Here is a 19,377-nt window from a genome sequence, read left to right as displayed (position 1 = left end):
GTTGCGTTCCTGTAAGGTAAGAATTCTTACTTGGAATTCTATCTTAACGGGCAACCGACGTAAATGCTCCAAGTGTGTGCGGCTTTAGCCGGTGGGTTTCTGGAGGTTCAACGCTTATTGTGAGAGCGGGTTTCCTGCAGGGAAAGGGAGATGTGGAGGTTCGAAATCAGGTCGATGCCATCTTTCGGAGGTGCACCAAGTGCGGAGCAATACCAGAGGTATTCGACAACATCTAGTCGGCGTTCCCCTTGCTCCACCTTCTGGACGAAGGAGTGCGGCTTGCCCAAGCGATCGGCCAAGGTGCGCATGGTCAACCCCTGGCGCTCACGCTGTTCGCGCAACCAGGTGGTTAACGTCCGCATTTCAGGAGAATAAATGGTTCGATTCACCATGTACCTTTTATCGGTACACGGTGCCTGTACCCAAAACAGGTACAATGAGAGGCATCTCTGCTGGCTCATGCAGACGAAGGCAAACAGATAGATCGATGGAATGTTGGTCAGGGACTCCCCTAACCTGCTTAGCAAGTTCCGGGTGAATTCGGGTTTTCAGAGAGTCCCTCCGCCCGCGATTATGATTCCTGAACCGTTACAAATCGCTGTCTCCTCAGGTGCGTTGATGCCGCCACTGGCGGCTCTATTGGCTTGGCAGCGGGCCGAGGAGCCCGAAACGCCTGTACGACTGGTGGAGACCACGGTCGAAAATCAGCTGCGGGGTGTTGAAGATGGCCGCTACTGTGCCGGGCTGTCCCTGGACGGCCGAAAGCGGATCAGTTCTCTGGAAATAGCTGTACTGTGGGAGGATGTGCTGGCGGCAGCTGTGTCAGTACGATCCCCCTTGCTGGCCTTTTCCAAAATTCCTATCGCCCAGGCTGCTCAATACCCATTGGTGCTAATGGATATGGAAGACCATGCGGTAGTCAGTCAGCAGGTCGAACGTCTGTTGGTGTGTCCGCAGATCAAGCCACCTTCCCAAGAGTGGGTGCGCTCCTTTGACATGATGGCTTTGCTGGTTGCGGCCGGTTACGGTATTGGTTTCGGCGCTATGTCTCGCATCGTCGCTTTGCAGCCTATGGGCATCGTCATGCGCCCCTTGGCGGGTGAGCCCATTCCCGTACATACTCATCTTGTTTTGCGCCAGACGGAGCCTTCGCCTGCAGTGAGGCGGCTCATCAAGCGCGCTCGCGCGATTGGCGAAACGGAGTGGCTGAGGAGGTGAGCTTGCCGGATGCACCCCGTACCGTATTGATGGTGGCGCGTCTCTCTCTATCCGTCCTATACCAGAAGCCGTCGTAAAGGCTAAAGGGTCAGAGAGGCAAAGGCAAGGGAATGGGTGCAAGGGGAAAGGCCCTATCTCGAAAGGGCCAAAAGGCCTCAGGTTAGCCGGTTATCAGGACACCTACATGCTCCGTCTATTTCAGCGAAAACGGGCTCTGGCCAGGGCCGTTCTGTCGCCAGTGCCAGCCACCGTTTTTACAAAAGGGTTGCTACAGCCCGAGTCGGCCACATCATTGTTGGCTACGTCTCGCCGTCAGAAGTTGCTGGAATACATCTGGCAGCGCACTTCTCTTTCGCGCAGGCAGTTCGTCACCCTGTACCGCGTGCCATTGGAGCGCTACGCCGAACTAGTCCAGCGGTTCCCGGCCTCGGAGAGCCACCACCACGCCTACCCGGGCGGCATGCTGGATCACGGGCTGGAGATCGTGGCCTATGCGCTCAAGCTGCGTCAATCCCATTTGCTGCCCGCTGGCGCGAGCCCCGAGGACCAGGCGGTTCAGTCCGAAGCGTGGACCGCTGCTGTTGCCTACGCCGCACTGCTGCACGACATTGGGAAAATCGCTGTCGATTTGCATGTGGAGCTTGCCAATGGCAGCACCTGGCATCCATGGCACGGCCCGCTGCGAGAGCCCTACCGATTCCGCTACTGCGATGGCCGCGAGTATCGCCTGCACAGCGCCGCGACAGGCCTACTCTACCGTCAGGTGATCGACCGGGAAGTCCTTGACTGGCTCAGCGGTCACTCCGAGTTATGGGGGGCGCTGCTCTATGTCTTGGCTGGGCAGTATGAGCATGCCGGGGCGTTGGGTGAGCTGGTCATCCTGGCCGACCGCGCTTCCGTCGCCCAAGAGCTTGGCGGCGATCCGACGCGCGCCATGACTGCGCCTAAGCACGCGCTGCAACGCAAGCTGGTGGACGGGTTGCGCTACCTGCTCAAGGAAGAACTGAAGCTGAATCAGCCTGAAGCGTCTGATGGCTGGCTCACCGAGGATTCGCTATGGTTGGTAAGCAAGACGGTATCGGACAAGCTGCGAGCGCACTTATTGTCTCAGGGTATCGACGGCATACCCGCGAACAACACCGCAGTGTTCAATGTGCTGCAGGATCACCGCCTGTTGCAGGCCACGCCGGACGGAAGGGCAATTTGGCGCGCAACCGTGACTAGTTCAACCGGTTGGACCCATACCTTTACTTTGTTGCGGTTGTCTCCATCTCTGATTTGGGAACCCGCTGAGCGCCCGTTGCCATTTGCCGGTACCGTCGAGGAGGAAATGAGTGCGAGCCAAGCTAACAATCCTGGTTCAGATGCAGGCTCTGTTCCGGGGTCTACGACATGTGCCAGCAGCAGCCCCATTCCAGTGTCTATTGCAACATCCACAGAATCTTCTAAAGCACTTAGCACTGTGCATGACACTGCCTCTATTACGCAGTTGGAGGCTGGGGACGTAGTAGGGGACCTTATGGCGTTGATGGGAGAGTCTCCAGGTCTGGCCTCATCGCCAATGGAAGCGTCTGCGATAAAACCGTCGGTTCCAGCTAACCTGGCAGTGGCTGCTTCGACTGCTTTGGAGAGATGCGACCCACCTCAGGTTCCACCGGGTGAATGCTTTGTGTCCTGGCTGGGAGAGGGAATCAACTCTCACAGGTTGATTATTAACGATGCTAAAGCGCTAGTGCATATAGTTGACAACACAGTATTTATGGTTAGTCCGGGTATTTTCCAGAGATATGTCCAAGAATACCCAGAGATCGCTCTGGTAGCCAAGCAGGAGGATCAGCAGGGGTGGCAGTGGGTGCAGAAGCGTTTTGAGAAGATGCAGCTGCATCGCAAACAGCCTAACGGATTGAATGTCTGGGCCTGCCTGGTTACAGGCCCGAGAAAATCTCGACGGTTATACGGCTATTTGCTTAAAGATACCAAATTGCTTCATGACACACCGCCTAATAATCCCCATCTTTCATTGTGCTAGTGTGGGCATGGAGGCTCATGCTCTGGGTTTTCAATTCCCGTGGGTTCCCGTTCGTGCATGTGCGTCGGCCGATTTAAGGATTTCTGCCCTGGCCTGCTCCAGGCTCCCCCAACCTTCCACCTTGACCCATTTGCCGGGTTCCAGGGTTTTGTAGTTGGCAAAGAAGTGGCTGATTTCATCCAGCAGGGCCGGAGGCAGATCATCGCAGGATCGCACACCCCGGTACAGCTGGCTGATCGTGTCGTCGGGTACGGCGATGATCTTGGCGTCTGGGCCGTGCTCGTCCGTCATGAGCATGACACCTATCGTACGACTGGGGATGGTGACGCCGGGGGCCACGGGGTACGGGCTGATGACCAGTGCGTCCAGCGGGTCGCCATCTTCGCTCAGCGTGTTCGGGATGAAGCCGTAGTTGGCGGGATAGGCCATGGACGTGCTCAGGAATCGGTCCACGAAAATCTCGCCACTTGCTTTGTTCAGCTCGTATTTGATCGGCAGGCCGTGGGCAGGTATCTCGGTGTAGACGTTGATATGGTCGGGGATGTCGCTGCCTGCGGGAATGTCTTTGTAGCTCATGAACGGAGTTCCTTGCGTTGGAAAGTTGAAGATCCGGAAAGACCGGGATTCGGGGAGACGGGCCAGTATTGCAGGGAATGGTGTTCCATGGTCAATCCAGGCCCGCGGCTGCGGCCAGCAGGGTGGCTGCCAGGACAGCCAGGATATAGCCTGCGTACAGCGTCACTGGCCCGTGGTGCATGCGGGCGAGCTGCGCTGCAATCCAGGTGCCTGCCTTCACCAGTGGGCGCAGTGTCAGGCGGTCCACGATGTGGATCAGTTCGCCTTCCCGGTGGCGCGCCGTGATGAAGGCGCCCTGGCGCTCCACGCGCTCGGCCACGACGGGGCGCAGGATCTTGTCGAAGATCACGCGCACGGGTGCGGCAAAGGCAGTGGCGGTGTACGTCATCTCGCGTTGCAGCCGCACCAGGCCCGCGTCCCACAAGGTGCGCCGCATGACGCGGTGGTGATCGTGCAGCTTGCGTGCCAGCAGCCACGTCAGGAACAGCAGCAGGGCGAGCACGATGAACATGAATGTCGTCGACATGGCGTACACCACCGGGGTGTCGGCGCCGCCCGAATGCAGGATAACGAGGCCGCGCAGGGGTATCAGTCCACGTCCGATCTGCACACCAAGCTGGGTGAGATCATCCACCAGGCCTGCCGCCAAGTCCGGTGTGCCGTGCAGGAAAGCCGGCACCAGATCGCCGGTCGCGTCGGCTCCGGTCAACGATCCCACCAACCGACCCAGCAGCGGGATCACCCCCGTTGCCAGTATGCCCAGCGCGAGGCACGCGGCCAGCAGGATGCCCATTGGGATCGTGGCGCTCCTGGGCATGCGCCGTACATGCGCGGCTGCGTTCGAACGAGGCAGCCCGAGCAGGGCCGATGCCGGCAGCATGACGAAGCAGGTCACGGCCAGGCCCGCTGTCAGCGCCAGCAGCGCGCCGGAGAGCGCGAAGACAATGCGCGCGGGAATCGAGCTCAGCTCGACCACGCGCAGCAGCGATTGCAGAACCAGCCATTCGCTCACGAAGCCGTTAAGGGGCGGCAGCGACGCGATCGCGAATGCGCCGAAGAGGAACAGCGTTCCGAAGAGGGGCACGCGTCGCATCAGGCCGCCCATCCGGTTGAGGTCGTCCGTGTTCGTGGCTTCGCCAATGGCAGCCGCCCCCAGGAACAGCAGCGTCTTGTAGCTGGAATGATTGAGCATGTGGTAGAGGCCCGCGACCAGCGACAGGCTGCCCAGCACGGGGTGCCCCAGCGCGCAGAAGGCAAAGCCCGCGCCCGAGGCGGCGACGACGATGCCCAGGTTTTCGATCGAGCTTTGCGTCAGCAGCCGTGTCAGGCTGTGGGTGGCCAGGGCGTAGATGATGCCCAGGATCGCCGTGAGCGCTCCCGTGGCGAGCATCACCAGCGCGATGGCGGGATGGTGCATGGCGAGCGGCCCGTCGATCACCCATAGCGTCAGTACGCCCAGGTTCAGCGTGGCGCCTGAGAAGATGGGCAGCACCCCGCGCGGGGCTGCTGCGTAGCCGTCTCCCATCCAGATGTTGACGGGCAGGATGCCGGTCTTCACGCCGAAGCCGAAGAACGTGAGCAGAAACCCGGCCCAGGCGATGCCGGGCGGCATGTGCGCGGCGGCTTCGGCGATGCCGGCAAGCGACCAGGTCCCGGCGGCGTTCCCGAGCAGCAGCAGGCCGGCGAGCGCCGCCAGCGCTCCGGCTTCGGACAGCACCAGGGTGAGGAATCCGGCCCGTACGGCATGCGCGGAGTCGCCCCCCAGGAACACCAGGGCCACCAGCGACAGCGACATGATCTCCCAGGCGAAGATGAGGCTGGTGATGCCTGCGGCGACGAGCACCGTGATCATGCCCGCGAACAGCAGGGTGGTGAAGGCGAGGATGAGACGCGCACGGGCGGATGCGAAGCGCTGTGAATCACGCGCCACCAGCGTCACCGACAGGGCGTATACGCTTGCCGCGATGAGGAGAAAGAAGGCGCGCAGCGGATCGAGCGTGAAGCCAAAGCCTGGCAGGATGGCCAAGTGAGCGGCGCTGCTCGATGCGACGGCTCCAGTGGCCAGGATCGGCACGGCGGCGGTGGCCACCAGCGCACAGGTCACCCAATGGCCGATGAGAAAGCCTGCCCGCTGCGAGCGGCGGCCGGGGGCCGCCAGTGCGAGCAGCGTGAGAATCAGCACGGGATACGCCCAGACGAGCACGTTCATGGCTTGTCTCCAGAGGGCCTGCGAGCCGGTGCCGGGGATGCCGGCGACGTTGCCCCAGCCGACACCGTTGCGGATGCGCCGTCTTGCACCCCGTTGATTTCAGGGGCGGCGGCTTCGTATTGCCCGGCGGCGGCCCGCAAGCCCTGGATGATGGCGGCAGGCGGCGGCGGGCAGCCTGGTACGATGAAATCCACGGGGATGACTTCCGCCACGCCGCCCGCGCTGGTGAAGCTCTTGCCGAAGACCCCGCCATCGATCGCTTCGTCGCCGATCGCCACGACCCGCTTGGGATCGGGCATGGCCTCGTAGGCCTTCAGCAGCGGCCCGCGCATGGCTTCGGTGACCGGGCCGCCCACTAGCAGCACGTCGGCAGCGCGTGGGCTGGCAGTGACGAAGATGCCGAAGCGGTGCAGGTTGTAGGGCGGCGCGTCGAGCAGCCGTACTTCGCCGATGAGTGCGCCGTCAGCGCCGGCGTCCACGAAGCGAAAGTGCACCGAATGGCGGAACCGGGCCGGCAGCGGGCCGCGCGAGCCTTCCGTGCGCAGCACCCAGGATGCGTCGTTCTCGCCCCATGCCGGCGCGGCGGCCAGGCCGTGCAGCCGCACCGGTACCGCCCCTGGCGGCAGATCGGCGTTGCGCGGCCAGTGCAGGGTGCGGATGCCGCGTGCGAGGCTGGTCAGTGTCCAGTTGGCCATCAGCGGTCACTCTCCGCGACCGACAAGCCGAAGCTCGCCATGATGATGTGGAAATCCTGGAAGGCGGCGCCTTCCAGGGCCCGGTGAAAGGCGTGCCAGTTGCGGAACCCCGGCGGCGCGATACGCCAGCGGCGGACTCGCCCGTTCTCGTCCAGGCGCAGCCAATGGAAGGTGCCGCCCGCGGGGGCCTCGGTCCAGCCCAGCGCCGCGCCTGCGGTGGGCGGGCAGCTGGTGGCAACCGGGCCGTCGGGCAGCTGCGTGAGCAGGGTTTGGATGAGCGCCATGCTCGCGCGGATTTCGGCAAAATACACGCGCAGCCGGGCGTAGCCGTCACCCTCCGTCTCGCGCGGGATCTCGGGGGCGCGCGTCTTGTAAATCCCATAGGGAAGCGCGCGGCGCAGATCCACCGTGCGCCCCGAGGCGCGTGCCACCGGGCCGACCACGCCGTACAGGTCGGCGACCTCCGGGCGCAGCGTGCCCATCTCCTCGATGCGGTCCAGGTAGCTGGACGTGTGCACGAAAAGCCGCTCCAGCCGGGCGAATTCGTCGGCTGCATCCGCGATCCCCGTGCCCAGCGCGGCAAGCGCGCCGGCATCGGGGGACTGCGCCAGTCCGCCCGGGATGCAGACCCCGAACAGATAGCGGTGTCCGCACAGCTGCCCGGACAGGCGCAAGACCTGTTCTTCGAGTTCCTGCGACATGGATTTGCCGACCGCAAGCGAGGTGGAGCCGGCAAGTTCCGCGATCGTGGCGGCATGGTAGCGGATGCGCTCCAGCTCGGCGAATACCGCGCGCAGGACGTGGGCGCGCGGCGGTACCTGGCAATGGGCAAGGGTTTCCAGCGCGCGGCAGAAGGCGTATGCGTGGGCGAACGCGGCGCTGCCGCTGAAGCGTTCGGCCAGCAGCAGCGCCTGATCCGGCACCAGGCCCTCGGCGATCTTCTCCACAGCGCGGTATTTGTAGAACAAGCGGGTCAGGCCACCCAGGATCTGCTCGCCCGGAGTCTCCAGCAGCCACAAGCCGGCTTCGTTGTAGTCCGCCCAGATCGGCCCCACCGGGAAGGTGATGGCCCCTTCCTGCTGCAGGATGCGCCGGGGCTGCCAGGCCGCGCCGGCGCCCGATCCCGCCACGCGCAGGCGCGCATCGAAGTAGCGGCGCATGGGGGCCAGGCGCTCGGGCCAGAGGGCGTCGTGCAGGACGTAGTCGCCCAGGAAGGGGTGGCCTTCGAACGAAATGCCGAACAGATCCTCGGTCTCCCGTTCGTGCCATGCAGCCGCATGCACCTGCGAGCCGATGGCGGGCACCAGGGTATCGGCTCCTGCAGCCAGCCGGATCGCGATCAGGATGCTGTCCTGCGGCTGGTAGAAGAAATAGAGCAGCATGTACGAGTCGTCGGCGTCACGAGCCTCCGTGACCAGCGTGGCGAATTCGCATCCGAAGTTTGCAACCAGGGCGGCCGCGATCTTCCGCAATGCCGCCAGCGGCGGGCGCAGTTCTATCCAGGGCCCGGCATCCCAGATGCCCGCCTTGGGCAGCTGCGTGCGCAGCCTGGCCAGCAGTTCCGTGCGCGTACTCATGCCGTACCTCCCAGCAGCGTTGCAGCCTGCCGCAAGAGAGACAGCAGCGGCGGCGGCACATAGAAACCGAATACGAACATCGGGACGAAGGCGATGCCGACGGCCGCCAGGCTGGTTGCAGGCAGCTTGGCGTGCGCTTCGGCCTCGGTTGGAGCCGGCTCGCCGAAGACGATGCGGCCGATCTGGTACAGGATTGCCACGAAGGCCAGCACCAGCAGCGCCGTGAGCAGGCCGGTCGCCACATACTCGCCCGCGGCGAAGCCGGTGGCCACGATCTGGAATTCGGATATGAACAGCGCAAAGGGAGGTGCACCGGCGATGGCGAGGCCCCCCAGCAGCAGCGCCCAGCCGACGACCGGAGAGCGGTGCAGCAGTCCGCGCACGGCGGCGATTTCCTGGGTGCCGTAGACGATGGTGGCGAGCCCTGCCACATAGAAGCAGAACGACTTGGTGAAGGCGTGGGCGAAGAACTGGTACACGGTGCCCAGCTCGTGCGCGTTGGCGCCCAGCCCGCAGGCGGTGAGGATCACGCCCATGTGTTCGATGGTCGAGTAGGCGAACAGGCGCTTGAAGTCGTGCACCTGCAGGAGCAGAAAGGCGGCGGCTGCGACACTCAACAGGCCGGCGACCAGGTACCAGGCCTGCGGATGCAGAACACCGGGGTTGCGCAGCAGTGCGGGGTGGATGCGCAGCAGCATGTAGAGGGCGCCGCTCACCTCCACGCCCGAGAGCAGGCCGCAGATTGAGGCGGGCGCCTGGCTGTGCGCATCGGGCAGCCAGGTGTGCATGGGCACCAGCCCGGCCTTGGTGCCGAAGCCCACCAGCCAGAGCACGAAGCTCACCGACAGCAGGGCGGGCTTCAGGTACGGTGCCGCCGCGATGAGTCCGGGCCAGGTCACGGGCTGGCCGGCATCGTGCACGGCGTAGTACAGCACCAGCACGCCAAAGAGCGCGATCATGGCCCCCATGCTGGTGAGCGCGACGTACTTCCACGCCGCTTCGAGCGCTGTCGTGCGGTCTTCGTACGCGACCAGGAAGGCCGAAAATACCGTGGTAAGTTCGATGGCGATCCAGACGACCGCGAGGTTGGCCAGCAGCGGCACGGCCAGCATGGACATCATGAACAGGTTGTAGAGCGGCCAGTACGCCCGATAGCGGGGCGACGCTCCTTCCTGCTCTGAGTAATGCGCGGGGAGGTAGCCGATCGAATACAGGGCGGCCGTCACCCCGACGAAGGCCACCAGCACGAGATACACCGCCGAGAAGGCGTCGAGCGTGAGGCCGCCGTAGAAGGATTGCAGCACTGTGCCTTGTTCCACTTGTGCAGCAGCGGCCCACGAAAGAATGAATACGATGAGGGACGTCGCCAGCGTGATCGAGGGCGCCGCCCGGCGGCTGGACAGAGTGACCGCCGCGGCAATGGCCGGAACGAGCAGGATCCAGGTCAGCATCACCGCCGCTCCTTGAGCTCGGCCAGCAGCCCCACGCGGGTCATGCCCGTCACATGGTGGATGCTGCGGATCAGCAGGCCGATCACGAGCGCGGCGATCGGGACGTCCACGGCGGCGGCGACTTCGGCGATGATGGAAAGCTCGTTGACGATGGCGATCGAGGCAAAGAACGCGCCGCTTTCCATGACGAGGATGCCCATGAGCTGCGCCACCGCCTCGCGGCGCACGGCCACCGTGAAGGCGCCAAAGAACACGGCGATGAGCCCGGTGGGCAGATTCATGGCGGCAAAGGGGCGATCCGTGATCGCTTGCACCAGCGGCTGCGCCACGATCCAGGCGATGAGGGCGAGCACCGCGGCAATGAGCACCGAGGTGGGAATGGTGAGAACCTGGTCCACCTCGCGGCGTTCATAGATTTCGCTGCCGGCGGAATAGCGCAGCACCAGGGGCACGGCAATCACTTTGGTCGTGAAGGTAATGGCGGCGACCCAGAACAGGTGCACGCTGCCCAGGGCGAATCCAAGGACGATGGCGGATGCGGTCAACGCCACGGCGTGCAGCATGAACAGGTACAGGGTGCTCAGCATCTGGCGCTGGACGATGACGCCCAGGCTGAAGAGCACGAACAGCGCCGCGATGAAGCCGTTCAGGGCAATTGCGGTATCCATCAGCCTACCCCCACCAGGCGCACGCCCATGGCAAAGATGCAGATGACGAAGGCCGAGGCCAGGAATTCGCTGATGCGAAACAGCCGCAGCTTGGCAAGCGTGGTCTCGATCACGGCGAGCACGATGAGGAATATGAGCATCTTGCCCAGCACCTTGGGGATCGCCATGAGCACGTCGCCCCAGTGCGGCGTGGCCGCCAGCCCCCAGGGCGTGAGGATGACGTTCAGGAACACGATCAGCACCGCCATGAATTTCATCGCGCTGCCCCATTTCATGAGTGCCGCGCCCGTGCCCGAATATTCCAGGTTGTTGGAGTGCCCGATCATGGCGGTTTCGGCCTTGCCGCCGGGGTTGTCGACCGGCAGCCGCTTTTCGTCGGCCAGCACCAGCAGCAGGAAGGCGACGAATACCAGCAGGTGCGCGGGCTGCAGCATGCTGGCCCAGGACAGCGCCCAGCTGGCGTTCACGGTGTAAGGGATGGTGGAATTGGCCACGAAGGACAGCGCGAAGAACGCCACCATGTAGACGGGTTCGGCGAGGAACCCGACCATGCGCGTGCGGCTTGCGCCAATGGGCCCGTAGACGTTGCCCGTGTCCATGGCGGCCAGCGCTACGAAAAAGCCGCTGGCCGAAAACAGGAATCCGACGGCGATCATGTCGCCCGCGAAGGCGAGAAACAGGGGATAGTCGGTGAGTGCCGGAATCAGCATCACCACGAAGATCGGCATTGCAAAATGGACGATCGGGGCAAAGCGGAATATCCAGGTGCTTTCCCTGGAGACGATCTCGTCTTTGCCAAAGAGTTTCCAGAGATCGTAATACGGCTGGAAGATGCTGGGCCCATGCTTGCCCTGGATGATTTCTTCCAGGCGCGCCAAGACGCCTTCAAGCAATGGCGCGAAGGCCAGCAAAAAGGCAATCTGGATCAGATTGATAGCAATGAACCGGGCGAGCGGCTGCATATGGCTTCCTGACGGTTTCTGACTTCTTGTTGTTCGAATCGTCAGGAGTCATCAGCCTTGCGGCAGTTCCGGCCAGCGCCGTGGCGAACCCCATCGCCTTACGAATGAGCATACTACATGCGGTGCCAGTGTCAAGAGTCCGGGACGGAAAATGCACCGTTGAAGATCAGCCCGAAACCATAGTGCCAACTTCAGCGGTGCATGTATCTCTTGCGAGATGACTTTCTGGTCAATCGGATCAGTCTGTCTTCAGGCTGCCGGTGTCTCGGTTTGGGCTGCCTTGAGAAGGGGCAGCACTCGGCCGCCCGTGGCACCCGCTGGTTCTAGTACCGATGGTGTGTGCTACGTCGCTTGGCGACAGCTGGGGATCCTCGCAGACCCTTGTATTCGAATCTGCTATCCCAACGAGGGGTGATGATGATCTGGCGATTTCGTTCTCGACCGTGCATCGCCATTTTTGCGACAGCCAAGATTCTGTGGAGAACGTCCTGCATCTTGAATAGCCTCATATGAATGACCTCGCCTTTAGAAGTTAAGCAGAGAATCCGAATGTGGTCCCGCTCAGGCACGCTCTGCGATTGGTATCAGTTGGTGGCGTGCTTCGCCCGTATAGAGCTGCCGTGGGCGCCCTATTTTTTGTTCCGGATCCGCGATCATTTCGTTCCACTGCGCGATCCAGCCGATTGTCCTTGCAGCTGCGAAGATGCATGTGAACATGGATTTTGGAATCCCCAGTGCGCGCTGCACGATGCCCGAATAGAAATCGACGTTCGGATACAGTTTGCGCGACACGAAATATTCGTCCTCCAGCGCAATCCGTTCCAGCGCCATCGCCAGCTTGAACAGTGGATCGTTATACAGGCCCAGTTCGTTCAGTACTTCGTGGCACGTCTGCCGCATCAGCTTGGCACGCGGGTCGTAGTTCTTGTACACGCGGTGACCAAACCCCATCAGCTTTACGCCGGAATCCTTGTCCTTCACGCGTTTGATGAACTCCCCGATGTGATCGGCAGAGCCGATTTGCTCCAGCATGTTGAGCGCAGCCTCGTTCGCTCCCCCGTGCGCGGGGCCCCACAGGCAGGCGATTCCCGCCGCGATGCAGGCAAATGGGTTGGCGCCCGACGACCCCGCCAGACGAACCGTCGAGGTCGAGGCGTTCTGTTCGTGATCCGCGTGCAGTATCAGGATACGGTCGAGCGCCCGCACCAGGACCTCATTTCCGACGTAGGGTTCACAGGGCGTCGAGAACATCATGTGCATGAAGTTCGCGCTATACGACAGGTCGTTGCGCGGGTAGACGAACGGCTGCCCCAGGCTATATTTGTAGGCCATTGCCACCAAAGTGGGCAGCTTGGCGATCATGCGGATGGCCGATATCTCGCGATGCCGGGGATTGTTGATATCCAGCGAGTCGTGATAGAAGGCCGACAGTGCCCCGACAGCTGCCACGAGGATTGCCATCGGGTGAGCATCCCGCCGGAATCCCCTGAAGAAGGCATGCATTTGCTCTTGCACCATCGTGTGCATCGTGACCGTACGGACGAACTCTGCCTTTTGCTGCGTATTGGGGAGTTCTCCGTTGAGCAGCAGGTAGCAGGTTTCCAGGAAATCCGCGTTTTGCGCGAGGTCTTCGATGGAGTAGCCGCGGTATGCCAGCTCACCCCTATCGCCGTCTATGAATGTGATGTCCGATTTGCAGGAGGCGGTTGACATGAACCCCGGGTCGTAGGTGAACATGCCGGTTTGGCTGTAGAGTTTTCGGATGTCGATGACGTCCGGGCCCCGAGTACCTTTGTAGACAGGCAGCACGATGGCTTGAGACGAATCGGGAAAGTTGAGGGTTGCCGTAGCAGGCTGCTTGAAATCCATGTCGATCCTCAGATGTTCCAGCTATGGAGGACCGCCGGAGAACCGCGCGATGAAGCAAAACGAAGCCCCGGTGGCCACCTTTCCTGAAGTCGCTCCCGCTGGTGTCAAGGGGCCGATCCAGGTAGTGCCAGACATCATCAGCCAGACTGTGGCGGTTCAGGAGGATGTCATCTCCGGGTGCTGCAGCAGCAGAATACACGAAGCCTATGTCAATGACAAGACCCGAATTCGGCCAGCCATGCATTGGAATATTCTATCTCCTCGCTCACGTCGCGCCCCACCCAGTCGGGCAGTGTCAGATCCATGGGATTTTCGCTTTCCGAGAATTCGACCTCCGCGGTTGCAAGGCCTTGCAGCGGGCCCTCGTAGACGTCGACTTCGAAGGTCCGGGTACCAATGGGCACGAAGTATCTGGTTTTTTGCAAGCTGGATTTTGCCTGCCTGATGGCCAACTTTGCCATTTCCAGCGGTAGGGGAACCTCGAACTCGTCTCTGGACAATCCGCAGGCTTTACCCTTGAGGGTGAGCACTGCCTCTTCGCCGTCAAGGATGCGGATGCGTGGTTTTACTTTTGGCGTGCCATCATCTGAGAACAGAATCTGATCGAGCGCCATCCGGTCTTCGGCCGATACACGCAATGACAGCATCAAGCGGGCAAATTCCCCATTCAAGAAAATGTCCAGCTTGTATTCAGCATCCTCGCGATTGAATTCATAATGAAGGGCCTCTGGCAGAAGATAGGCCTGCTCGAAATGCTTGCGCGGTATTTCGGGAGATCCGAGGAAATCTGTACGCAGGACCAGGAATTTCCGTTCTATTTCTTTGTGCATGGAGATTGTCCTTTCCGATGGCGTGTCGAGTTTACGCGATACCCGTGGCCTGGATGTGCACGCCGGGACGAAACATGATGTAATGGCGCGGTGGGTGGTGGGGTTCACCTGGAACCGCCTCGTACTGAGGCCGATGACTCCTGAGAGATCGTTCCTGAGAACGAAAGTCTAGGGCAATGCCCCCCACTGCCGCCATTTGTGCAGCGTGTGCGGGGTGACTGGGCAGGGAGTCAGACCATGAGCGTCAGCCACCAGCGCGTTACAAAACTGTATCTTATTCGGCACGGCCAGACGGCTTACAACCGCGATGATCGTCTGCGAGGTCACGCCGATCCGGAACTCACCGACCTTGGTTACGAGCAAGCCGAAGCACTTGGCAGGATATTCGCCGGTGTGATGTTGTCTCGTGTAGTGTCCAGCCCGCTGCGCCGAGCACTGGACACGGCGCGACCCATAGCGTGTGCGGCGGGTGTGCCCGTCGAGATGGACGACGACCTGAATGACAGGGATTATGGCCGGTGGACGGGCGCGTCGCGGGCAGCCGTATTGCAGCAGTTCGGATCCGTGGATGCCGCGCCGGGCGTAGAGCCCTGGGATACGCTGTGCGGGCGTGTGATGCGTGCGTTCTGGTCCATGCTGGAGACCTCGACTGGTCCGGCTTTCGCCATGGTCGGCCACGATGCAACGAATCGAGTGCTGTTGACGGGCCTGGTCAACGAGCTCAAAGGAAAGGCGGGTCGGATACATCAAGACAATGGATGCTGGAATCGCCTCGATTGGAATGGGCATCGATGGGTATTGGCCGTGCTCAATGCGGTACCCCAAGACCACCAGCATCCTTGACCGGCATCGGCCGATTGCGGGGAGCTGCCCGGAGGCGTGGTACATGCCGGGTCGAGGGTTGTATCTGGTGTCAACGGTGTGGTAAGGCATTGCCAAGGCGGGCGTCATGTCTTAACATGACATCGATAAGGAGATGGCATTCCTCCTTCAAATTGCCTGACAATGGCTGATGATGCCTACTGATTTCATCGTCCGTATTACGGAATCGAAATTGGTGGCATGATGTTAACAATAACGACGCGCATTGCAGGATATCTGTACCGCCAGGTACACGACGGCTCGTCTGCAGACGATGTTCTCCGCCTCTCGGATGCCCTGATCACATCCAGGCGTCACACTTTCCCGACATCGAATTCGGCTTACGCACCTGGTGGGGCTCGAAAGTTTATTTTTCGGGTTCCATCGCGTGTCGTGGCACTCTGCCCACTGTATCTGTGCAAAGGCGTGCAACTGCCGAATTGGGCTGTCCGTACGGGTGGAGCCTTGTTTGCTTCCATCCGAACGTGGCCCACGGAGGTCTTACGGATACCGGCTTTGGAAGGGGCTGCGCCATGACACCAAAACTTGTCGTCAGAATTCCAGTTGAGAAACTGGTCAAACTTCGCCTCGATCTATATTCCGGAAATCATTTTGGGTTTTACACCCCCATTAAGCCATCGGAAGTGCGACAAGAGATGTTACGTCAGATAAAGACGGGGGAACGGTTTCTTGGCAAGATTTTTGATACGCGCACGATGCACGTCGCGCGTGTGGCTACGTTGGCCATTACAGGTTGGGACGAGCCCATCACGATCGATCTGAGAGCGTGCTCACGCGCCTGGCCCATGACTGATGGAAACCATAGGCTTGCGGCCGCCATATTACGAGGGGATATGTTCATCTCAGCATTTGTGCTGGGTGAGGCGCAGTTCACTCCTGATAACGTTTTGTGTCTGCCCAAAAATCACCGCTATGGGGGATTGGCGGGTAGCCAGCGCCTTTCTCCACATAAAAGACACAGGTCACCGTGGTCAGTCGGTCATTAGCTCGCATGCAGTAACAACGGCAGGTACGCTCGGATGTGTTCCAAAGATCGTTGTGTCTCCGATTCGGAATATCTAAATGGATCATTCTGCCTGCTATATGATCATTCATGGTGAGACTTTGGATGGCCGAAGGTTTCGACCTAGTGACTGGGCGCAGCGACTGGCGGGCGTGCTGTCTAGATTTCGTCCGTCGCATGCGGCGGAGAATCCATTTTCCTACTCGCCGTATGCGATCCCAGGCATGCTGGACGACATTCCATGCGTGTTCATTGACTACCGGTTGCGGCAGTTGGAGCCGCTGGCCTGGAAGTTTGCTTTTGATTTTGCAAGGAGCAATGGCCTCCAAATAACGGATGATGCTCAAATGAGATGATCGCTGAGTCCGAAGGTTGCGGGGTCGATTTATGGCTTCTGAACCGTAGGTGTGCTCAACCCATCGGTGGGTAATGGCACATGAAAGTGTTTCCACCAGTGCCGATCGCAGGTTGGTAAAGATAGATAAATACATTGGGAAAAATTATGTCTGTTTTGCAGGTTTATGAGAGCGCCCTGGAAACGCGAGGCTTTACAAGCGACCCGGCTCAGCTGCGAGCAGTTGAATCGCTTGAGCGTTGTGCGCGTGAATGGGTGGCGTATGAACGGCAACACTCCAATATTCTGAACAGACTGCTCAACCATGCTGATGCCCCGAGAGGCGTATATATGTACGGTGGCGTAGGGAGGGGAAAGAGTTTCCTGATGGATTGCTTTTTCAATGCGGTTCCATTTGAGTCGAAAACGCGCCTTCATTTTCACGAATTCATGCGTGAGGTACAACACGATTTGCATAAGCTGTCCGGAAGCCAGGATCCACTCAGTGTGCTGGGCGCGCGCATTGCTGAGCGCTATGGTCTTATCTGCTTCGATGAATTTGTGGTCAATGATATTGCCGATGCGATGATTCTTTATCGTTTGCTCGATTCGTTGTTTTCCCATCATATCGGTTTCGTCACTACGTCCAATTTTGCGCCTGATGATTTGTATCCAGACGGGTTGCAGCGGGAACGCTTCTTGCCAGCGATCGACTTATTGAAAGATCGGCTGGAAGTGATTTGCGTCGACAATGGTGTCGATTACCGCCGCCAAGTGCTGGAGGACACCACGATCTACCATACGCCGCTTGGCCCCGAGGCGGATGCTGCAATGGTCAAGATCTTTGACAGCTTGGCAGAGAAGAGGGACGAAGATCCAATTCTGCGTATTGATTCTCGCGATCTACCTGCGCGGCGCCGTGCAGGTAGCGTTGTATGGTTCGATTTTCAAGAATTGTGTGGCGGCTTGCATTCACAAGATGACTACCTGGAAATCGCCAGCCAGTTCCGCACCGTGCTGCTGTCGGGGGTGCCTCAGATGCCGGATAATTTGACCTCCGAGGCTCGGCGCTTCATATGGCTGATCGATGTGCTCTATGACCGGTGTGTGAAGTTGATCCTGTCTGCAGAGGTAGCCCCTGAGTTGTTGTACGTCAGTGGGCCACTCTCGACCGAGTTTTCTCGCACCGTCTCGCGGCTTTCAGAAATGCAGTCGCCGGAATACCTGGCTGCGCCGCGTCGAGAAGTCAATACGACTCTGGCATGATCTGCTGGCGTTGGCGGCCGGTCGTGCTTCTCCTTGCTGATACGGCTACCTATGGCGCCTGTTCGGTATTCTGATCTCGCATATGCGGAGGTATGGCGTGCGTGAAGCCCGCCACCGTGACTACTACTGTTCGACGCTCTCCTCTGGCCTCCCCCGGAGGTATGTGTTGCCTTGTGGGGCGTAGCTGGATACAATTCTTTAGAAAGCTCGGCGGTGGGGTTCGCCATAGACCGCTTCATGCATTTGAAGCCAATGACTCCTGGATGATCCGTTTTCGGAGACAGGATTCGTGAGCTATCTTGATCTACCCTTCCGTCAATACCCCTTGGGTAGCAGATGCGCTTGGTTCCCGGTTTTCGCCGTTTCGAAGCGAAACCGCAACATTAAGCGGTCCCGTCTCTCTTTTATCTACTGCCATTGCCATATTGCCTGGTCGCACCTTGCTGTTACCAGGCCGCCGCTGGTATTGCGTCAGCCCTCTGGAGAGAAACGATGAAAGGCTATGAAATTACGTTTATGGCGCCGCGCTCACGCCGCCATCACGGGGAACTTGTGCTGGACGCAGTTCTGCGAATTGCCAAGACATTGGGGATCAATCGCCACACCCGGCGTACCGATACTGAGAGTGTGGGAGAGAATGATCGCTCGCATTCGGCGCATTTTTTTGAGCTTGCCGATGAACCGGAAGAACTGACGTTCATGTTGGAAGATGGCAAGAGCGATGAGCTGATGCATGCGGTCGAGGCTGCGGGCCTGCAGGTGTTTTGCATTCGCCAGCCGGTTGAATACTTCCGACTGAACCCCAGTGCACCGGCAAACCCCGCGTAGCGACTTCGTACGAACGCGGATAGTGCATCAGTGGATACATGGTTGGCTCTCCGCAGATCAAGCTCATCAGTAGCTTCAGTAGGCACTGATGTTGCGGGGGCGATCGATTTGTCGCCGCGCCATTTATTAGATTTCAGCTAGAAGAGAGTCAAACCATGAACTTGCGCCGTGTGATGCTTGATGTCGATAAGGCCCGGGCACGGCCCGACATGATTGAAATTGCTGCCGCCATAGAGGCCTCTCCAGGTGTTCAGGCAGTCAACATCACGGTCAAGGAAATCGACGTGGAAACGGTCGGCATGGAGGTGACGGTGGTCGGAGAACACATCGACTACGACGCGCTCATCACTGCCATCAACGATACCGGTGCGGTGGTCCACAGCACTGACGAAATGGTCGCAGGTACCCATATCGTCGAGCATGTGCCGCGTGCGCGATGAAGCGGCATAGGTACAAACTGTTGCTGCCAGTGGCGCTTGGCCTGTCCGACGGGATCCTGAACACCCTCATGCTGGCGGCCAATCGTCTGCAAGGCGACGTGGTGCCGGTCACGCTGTCGCTTGCGTTTCGCATTGCCGCAGCGAGCGCGGTCGAAAGCGCATTCATGCTGTTCGTGGCTGGCTATGCGCAGCTGCGTGGGGAACTGGTGCACGCCGACCGGCAGCTCAACGTCCTGGTGCGAGGACGCATGGCCAGAACGCGCCAGGGGCGAGCCGCCCTCCTGGAGGCGGCGTTCATGGCATTAGTTGCGGGCATGTGTTCGTTCGTGGGGGCGGGGGCGCCACTGTTTTTTGCGGCGGCGACAGGGGTGAGCGGGTATCCGGTCCTGGCGGTGACTGTCGTAAGCCTTGGCGTGCTTGGGATCTCGATTGCGCGGGCCGCGCATGGCCGTCCGATCGTATGGGCAGCCGCCATGCTGGCGGGCGGTTTCGTGGTGACCGTGATCGGTGTCTATCTTCACATAGTCTGAGATTGGGGGC

19 protein-coding genes and 5 riboswitches are annotated in these 19,377 nt (G+C 60.3%); of the genes, 9 read left to right on the top strand and 10 right to left on the bottom strand.

Translation table 11 applies throughout. The features are described from left to right. Window positions 1–107: 107 nt before the first annotated feature. Window positions 108–392 (bottom strand): helix-turn-helix domain-containing protein, encoded by a 285-nt coding sequence (locus tag ABS758_RS03765; protein WP_242341887.1) that lies wholly within the window; start codon window positions 390–392, stop codon window positions 108–110. Between the two features lie 181 nt (window positions 393–573). Between ABS758_RS03765 and ABS758_RS03760 the strand changes: the two genes are divergently transcribed. Both ABS758_RS03760 and mobH read left to right on the top strand, forming a co-directional pair. Beyond that, the gene (locus ABS758_RS03760) at window positions 574–1,218 is read left to right on the top strand and encodes a LysR substrate-binding domain-containing protein (RefSeq protein WP_170139942.1); all 645 of its coding nucleotides are present in this window, start codon (window positions 574–576) and stop codon (window positions 1,216–1,218) included. Window positions 1,219–1,402: 184 nt separating this feature from the next. After that, window positions 1,403–3,247 (top strand): MobH family relaxase, encoded by a 1,845-nt coding sequence (gene mobH / locus ABS758_RS03755; RefSeq protein ID WP_113934332.1) that lies wholly within the window; start codon window positions 1,403–1,405, stop codon window positions 3,245–3,247. A gap of 30 nt (window positions 3,248–3,277) precedes the next feature. Here the strand turns inward: mobH and ppa are convergent, their stop codons facing one another. The 9 genes from ppa to ABS758_RS03710 form a co-directional block, all read right to left on the bottom strand. Further along, window positions 3,278–3,823 carry an inorganic diphosphatase gene (ppa, locus tag ABS758_RS03750; protein WP_113934331.1) on the bottom strand — a complete coding sequence of 182 codons (546 nt, stop codon included), beginning with the start codon at window positions 3,821–3,823 and terminating at the stop codon, window positions 3,278–3,280. Window positions 3,824–3,914: 91 nt separating this feature from the next. Then, a complete protein-coding gene (locus ABS758_RS03745; RefSeq protein ID WP_113934330.1) occupies window positions 3,915–6,032 on the bottom strand; it encodes a proton-conducting transporter transmembrane domain-containing protein in 2,118 nt (705 codons plus the stop codon). Next, window positions 6,029–6,727 carry an NADH-quinone oxidoreductase subunit B family protein gene (locus ABS758_RS03740; protein ID WP_113934329.1) on the bottom strand — a complete coding sequence of 233 codons (699 nt, stop codon included), beginning with the start codon at window positions 6,725–6,727 and terminating at the stop codon, window positions 6,029–6,031. The genes ABS758_RS03745 and ABS758_RS03740 overlap by 4 nt, the downstream gene beginning before the upstream one ends. Beyond that, window positions 6,727–8,304 (bottom strand): hydrogenase large subunit, encoded by a 1,578-nt coding sequence (locus ABS758_RS03735; RefSeq protein ID WP_113934328.1) that lies wholly within the window; start codon window positions 8,302–8,304, stop codon window positions 6,727–6,729. Before ABS758_RS03735 ends, ABS758_RS03740 begins: the two co-directional genes overlap by 1 nt. Further along, a complete protein-coding gene (locus ABS758_RS03730; protein WP_113934327.1) occupies window positions 8,301–9,755 on the bottom strand; it encodes a proton-conducting transporter transmembrane domain-containing protein in 1,455 nt (484 codons plus the stop codon). Before ABS758_RS03730 ends, ABS758_RS03735 begins: the two co-directional genes overlap by 4 nt. Beyond that, a complete protein-coding gene (locus ABS758_RS03725) occupies window positions 9,755–10,423 on the bottom strand; it encodes a hypothetical protein (RefSeq protein WP_113934326.1) in 669 nt (222 codons plus the stop codon). The genes ABS758_RS03730 and ABS758_RS03725 overlap by 1 nt, the downstream gene beginning before the upstream one ends. Continuing rightward, entirely contained in the window at window positions 10,423–11,385 is a 963-nt protein-coding gene (locus tag ABS758_RS03720) for a respiratory chain complex I subunit 1 family protein (RefSeq protein ID WP_113934325.1), read from the bottom strand. The genes ABS758_RS03725 and ABS758_RS03720 overlap by 1 nt, the downstream gene beginning before the upstream one ends. 35 nt (window positions 11,386–11,420) lie before the next feature. After that, window positions 11,421–11,492: riboswitch (Fluoride riboswitch) on the bottom strand. Between the two features lie 454 nt (window positions 11,493–11,946). Beyond that, on the bottom strand, window positions 11,947–13,254 hold the full coding sequence (gltA, locus tag ABS758_RS03715) for a citrate synthase (protein ID WP_113934324.1): 1,308 nt from the start codon (window positions 13,252–13,254) through the stop codon (window positions 11,947–11,949). A gap of 121 nt (window positions 13,255–13,375) precedes the next feature. Continuing rightward, a riboswitch (Fluoride riboswitch) is annotated at window positions 13,376–13,438 on the bottom strand. A gap of 25 nt (window positions 13,439–13,463) precedes the next feature. Then, window positions 13,464–14,084: a CYTH domain-containing protein gene (locus tag ABS758_RS03710; protein WP_113934323.1), complete on the bottom strand. Its 621-nt coding sequence runs from the start codon at window positions 14,082–14,084 to the stop codon at window positions 13,464–13,466. An 84-nt stretch (window positions 14,085–14,168) separates the two neighbouring features. Further along, window positions 14,169–14,234, top strand: a riboswitch (Fluoride riboswitch). 87 nt (window positions 14,235–14,321) lie between these two features. Between ABS758_RS03710 and ABS758_RS03705 the strand changes: the two genes are divergently transcribed. The 7 genes from ABS758_RS03705 to ABS758_RS03675 all read left to right on the top strand — a co-directional run bounded on the left by ABS758_RS03705 (window position 14,322) and on the right by ABS758_RS03675 (window position 19,367). After that, on the top strand, window positions 14,322–14,927 hold the full coding sequence (locus ABS758_RS03705) for a histidine phosphatase family protein (RefSeq protein WP_113934322.1): 606 nt from the start codon (window positions 14,322–14,324) through the stop codon (window positions 14,925–14,927). Window positions 14,928–15,047: 120 nt separating this feature from the next. Then, window positions 15,048–15,113, top strand: a riboswitch (Fluoride riboswitch). Between the two features lie 365 nt (window positions 15,114–15,478). Continuing rightward, window positions 15,479–15,952 (top strand): hypothetical protein, encoded by a 474-nt coding sequence (locus tag ABS758_RS03700; RefSeq protein WP_113934321.1) that lies wholly within the window; start codon window positions 15,479–15,481, stop codon window positions 15,950–15,952. 76 nt (window positions 15,953–16,028) lie between these two features. Continuing rightward, complete coding sequence (locus ABS758_RS03695; protein WP_113934320.1) at window positions 16,029–16,325, top strand: DUF3579 domain-containing protein; 297 nt, start codon at window positions 16,029–16,031, stop codon at window positions 16,323–16,325. 146 nt (window positions 16,326–16,471) lie between these two features. Further along, window positions 16,472–17,569 (top strand): cell division protein ZapE, encoded by a 1,098-nt coding sequence (gene zapE / locus ABS758_RS03690; RefSeq protein WP_113934319.1) that lies wholly within the window; start codon window positions 16,472–16,474, stop codon window positions 17,567–17,569. Window positions 17,570–17,769: 200 nt separating this feature from the next. Continuing rightward, a riboswitch (Fluoride riboswitch) is annotated at window positions 17,770–17,838 on the top strand. A gap of 223 nt (window positions 17,839–18,061) precedes the next feature. Then, complete coding sequence (locus tag ABS758_RS03685) at window positions 18,062–18,397, top strand: putative PII-like signaling protein (protein WP_113934318.1); 336 nt, start codon at window positions 18,062–18,064, stop codon at window positions 18,395–18,397. Window positions 18,398–18,552: 155 nt separating this feature from the next. Beyond that, on the top strand, window positions 18,553–18,837 hold the full coding sequence (locus ABS758_RS03680) for a DUF211 domain-containing protein (protein ID WP_113934317.1): 285 nt from the start codon (window positions 18,553–18,555) through the stop codon (window positions 18,835–18,837). After that, entirely contained in the window at window positions 18,834–19,367 is a 534-nt protein-coding gene (locus ABS758_RS03675; protein ID WP_350380275.1) for a hypothetical protein, read from the top strand. Before ABS758_RS03680 ends, ABS758_RS03675 begins: the two co-directional genes overlap by 4 nt. Window positions 19,368–19,377 lie beyond the last annotated feature (10 nt).

Source organism: Castellaniella sp. FW104-7C03 (genome assembly GCF_040276085.1).
Classification (GTDB): Bacteria; Pseudomonadota; Gammaproteobacteria; order Burkholderiales; family Burkholderiaceae_B; genus Castellaniella.
The sequence above is the reverse complement of the archived record's forward strand: the minus strand, read 5'-3'. Positions and strand labels throughout refer to the sequence as shown.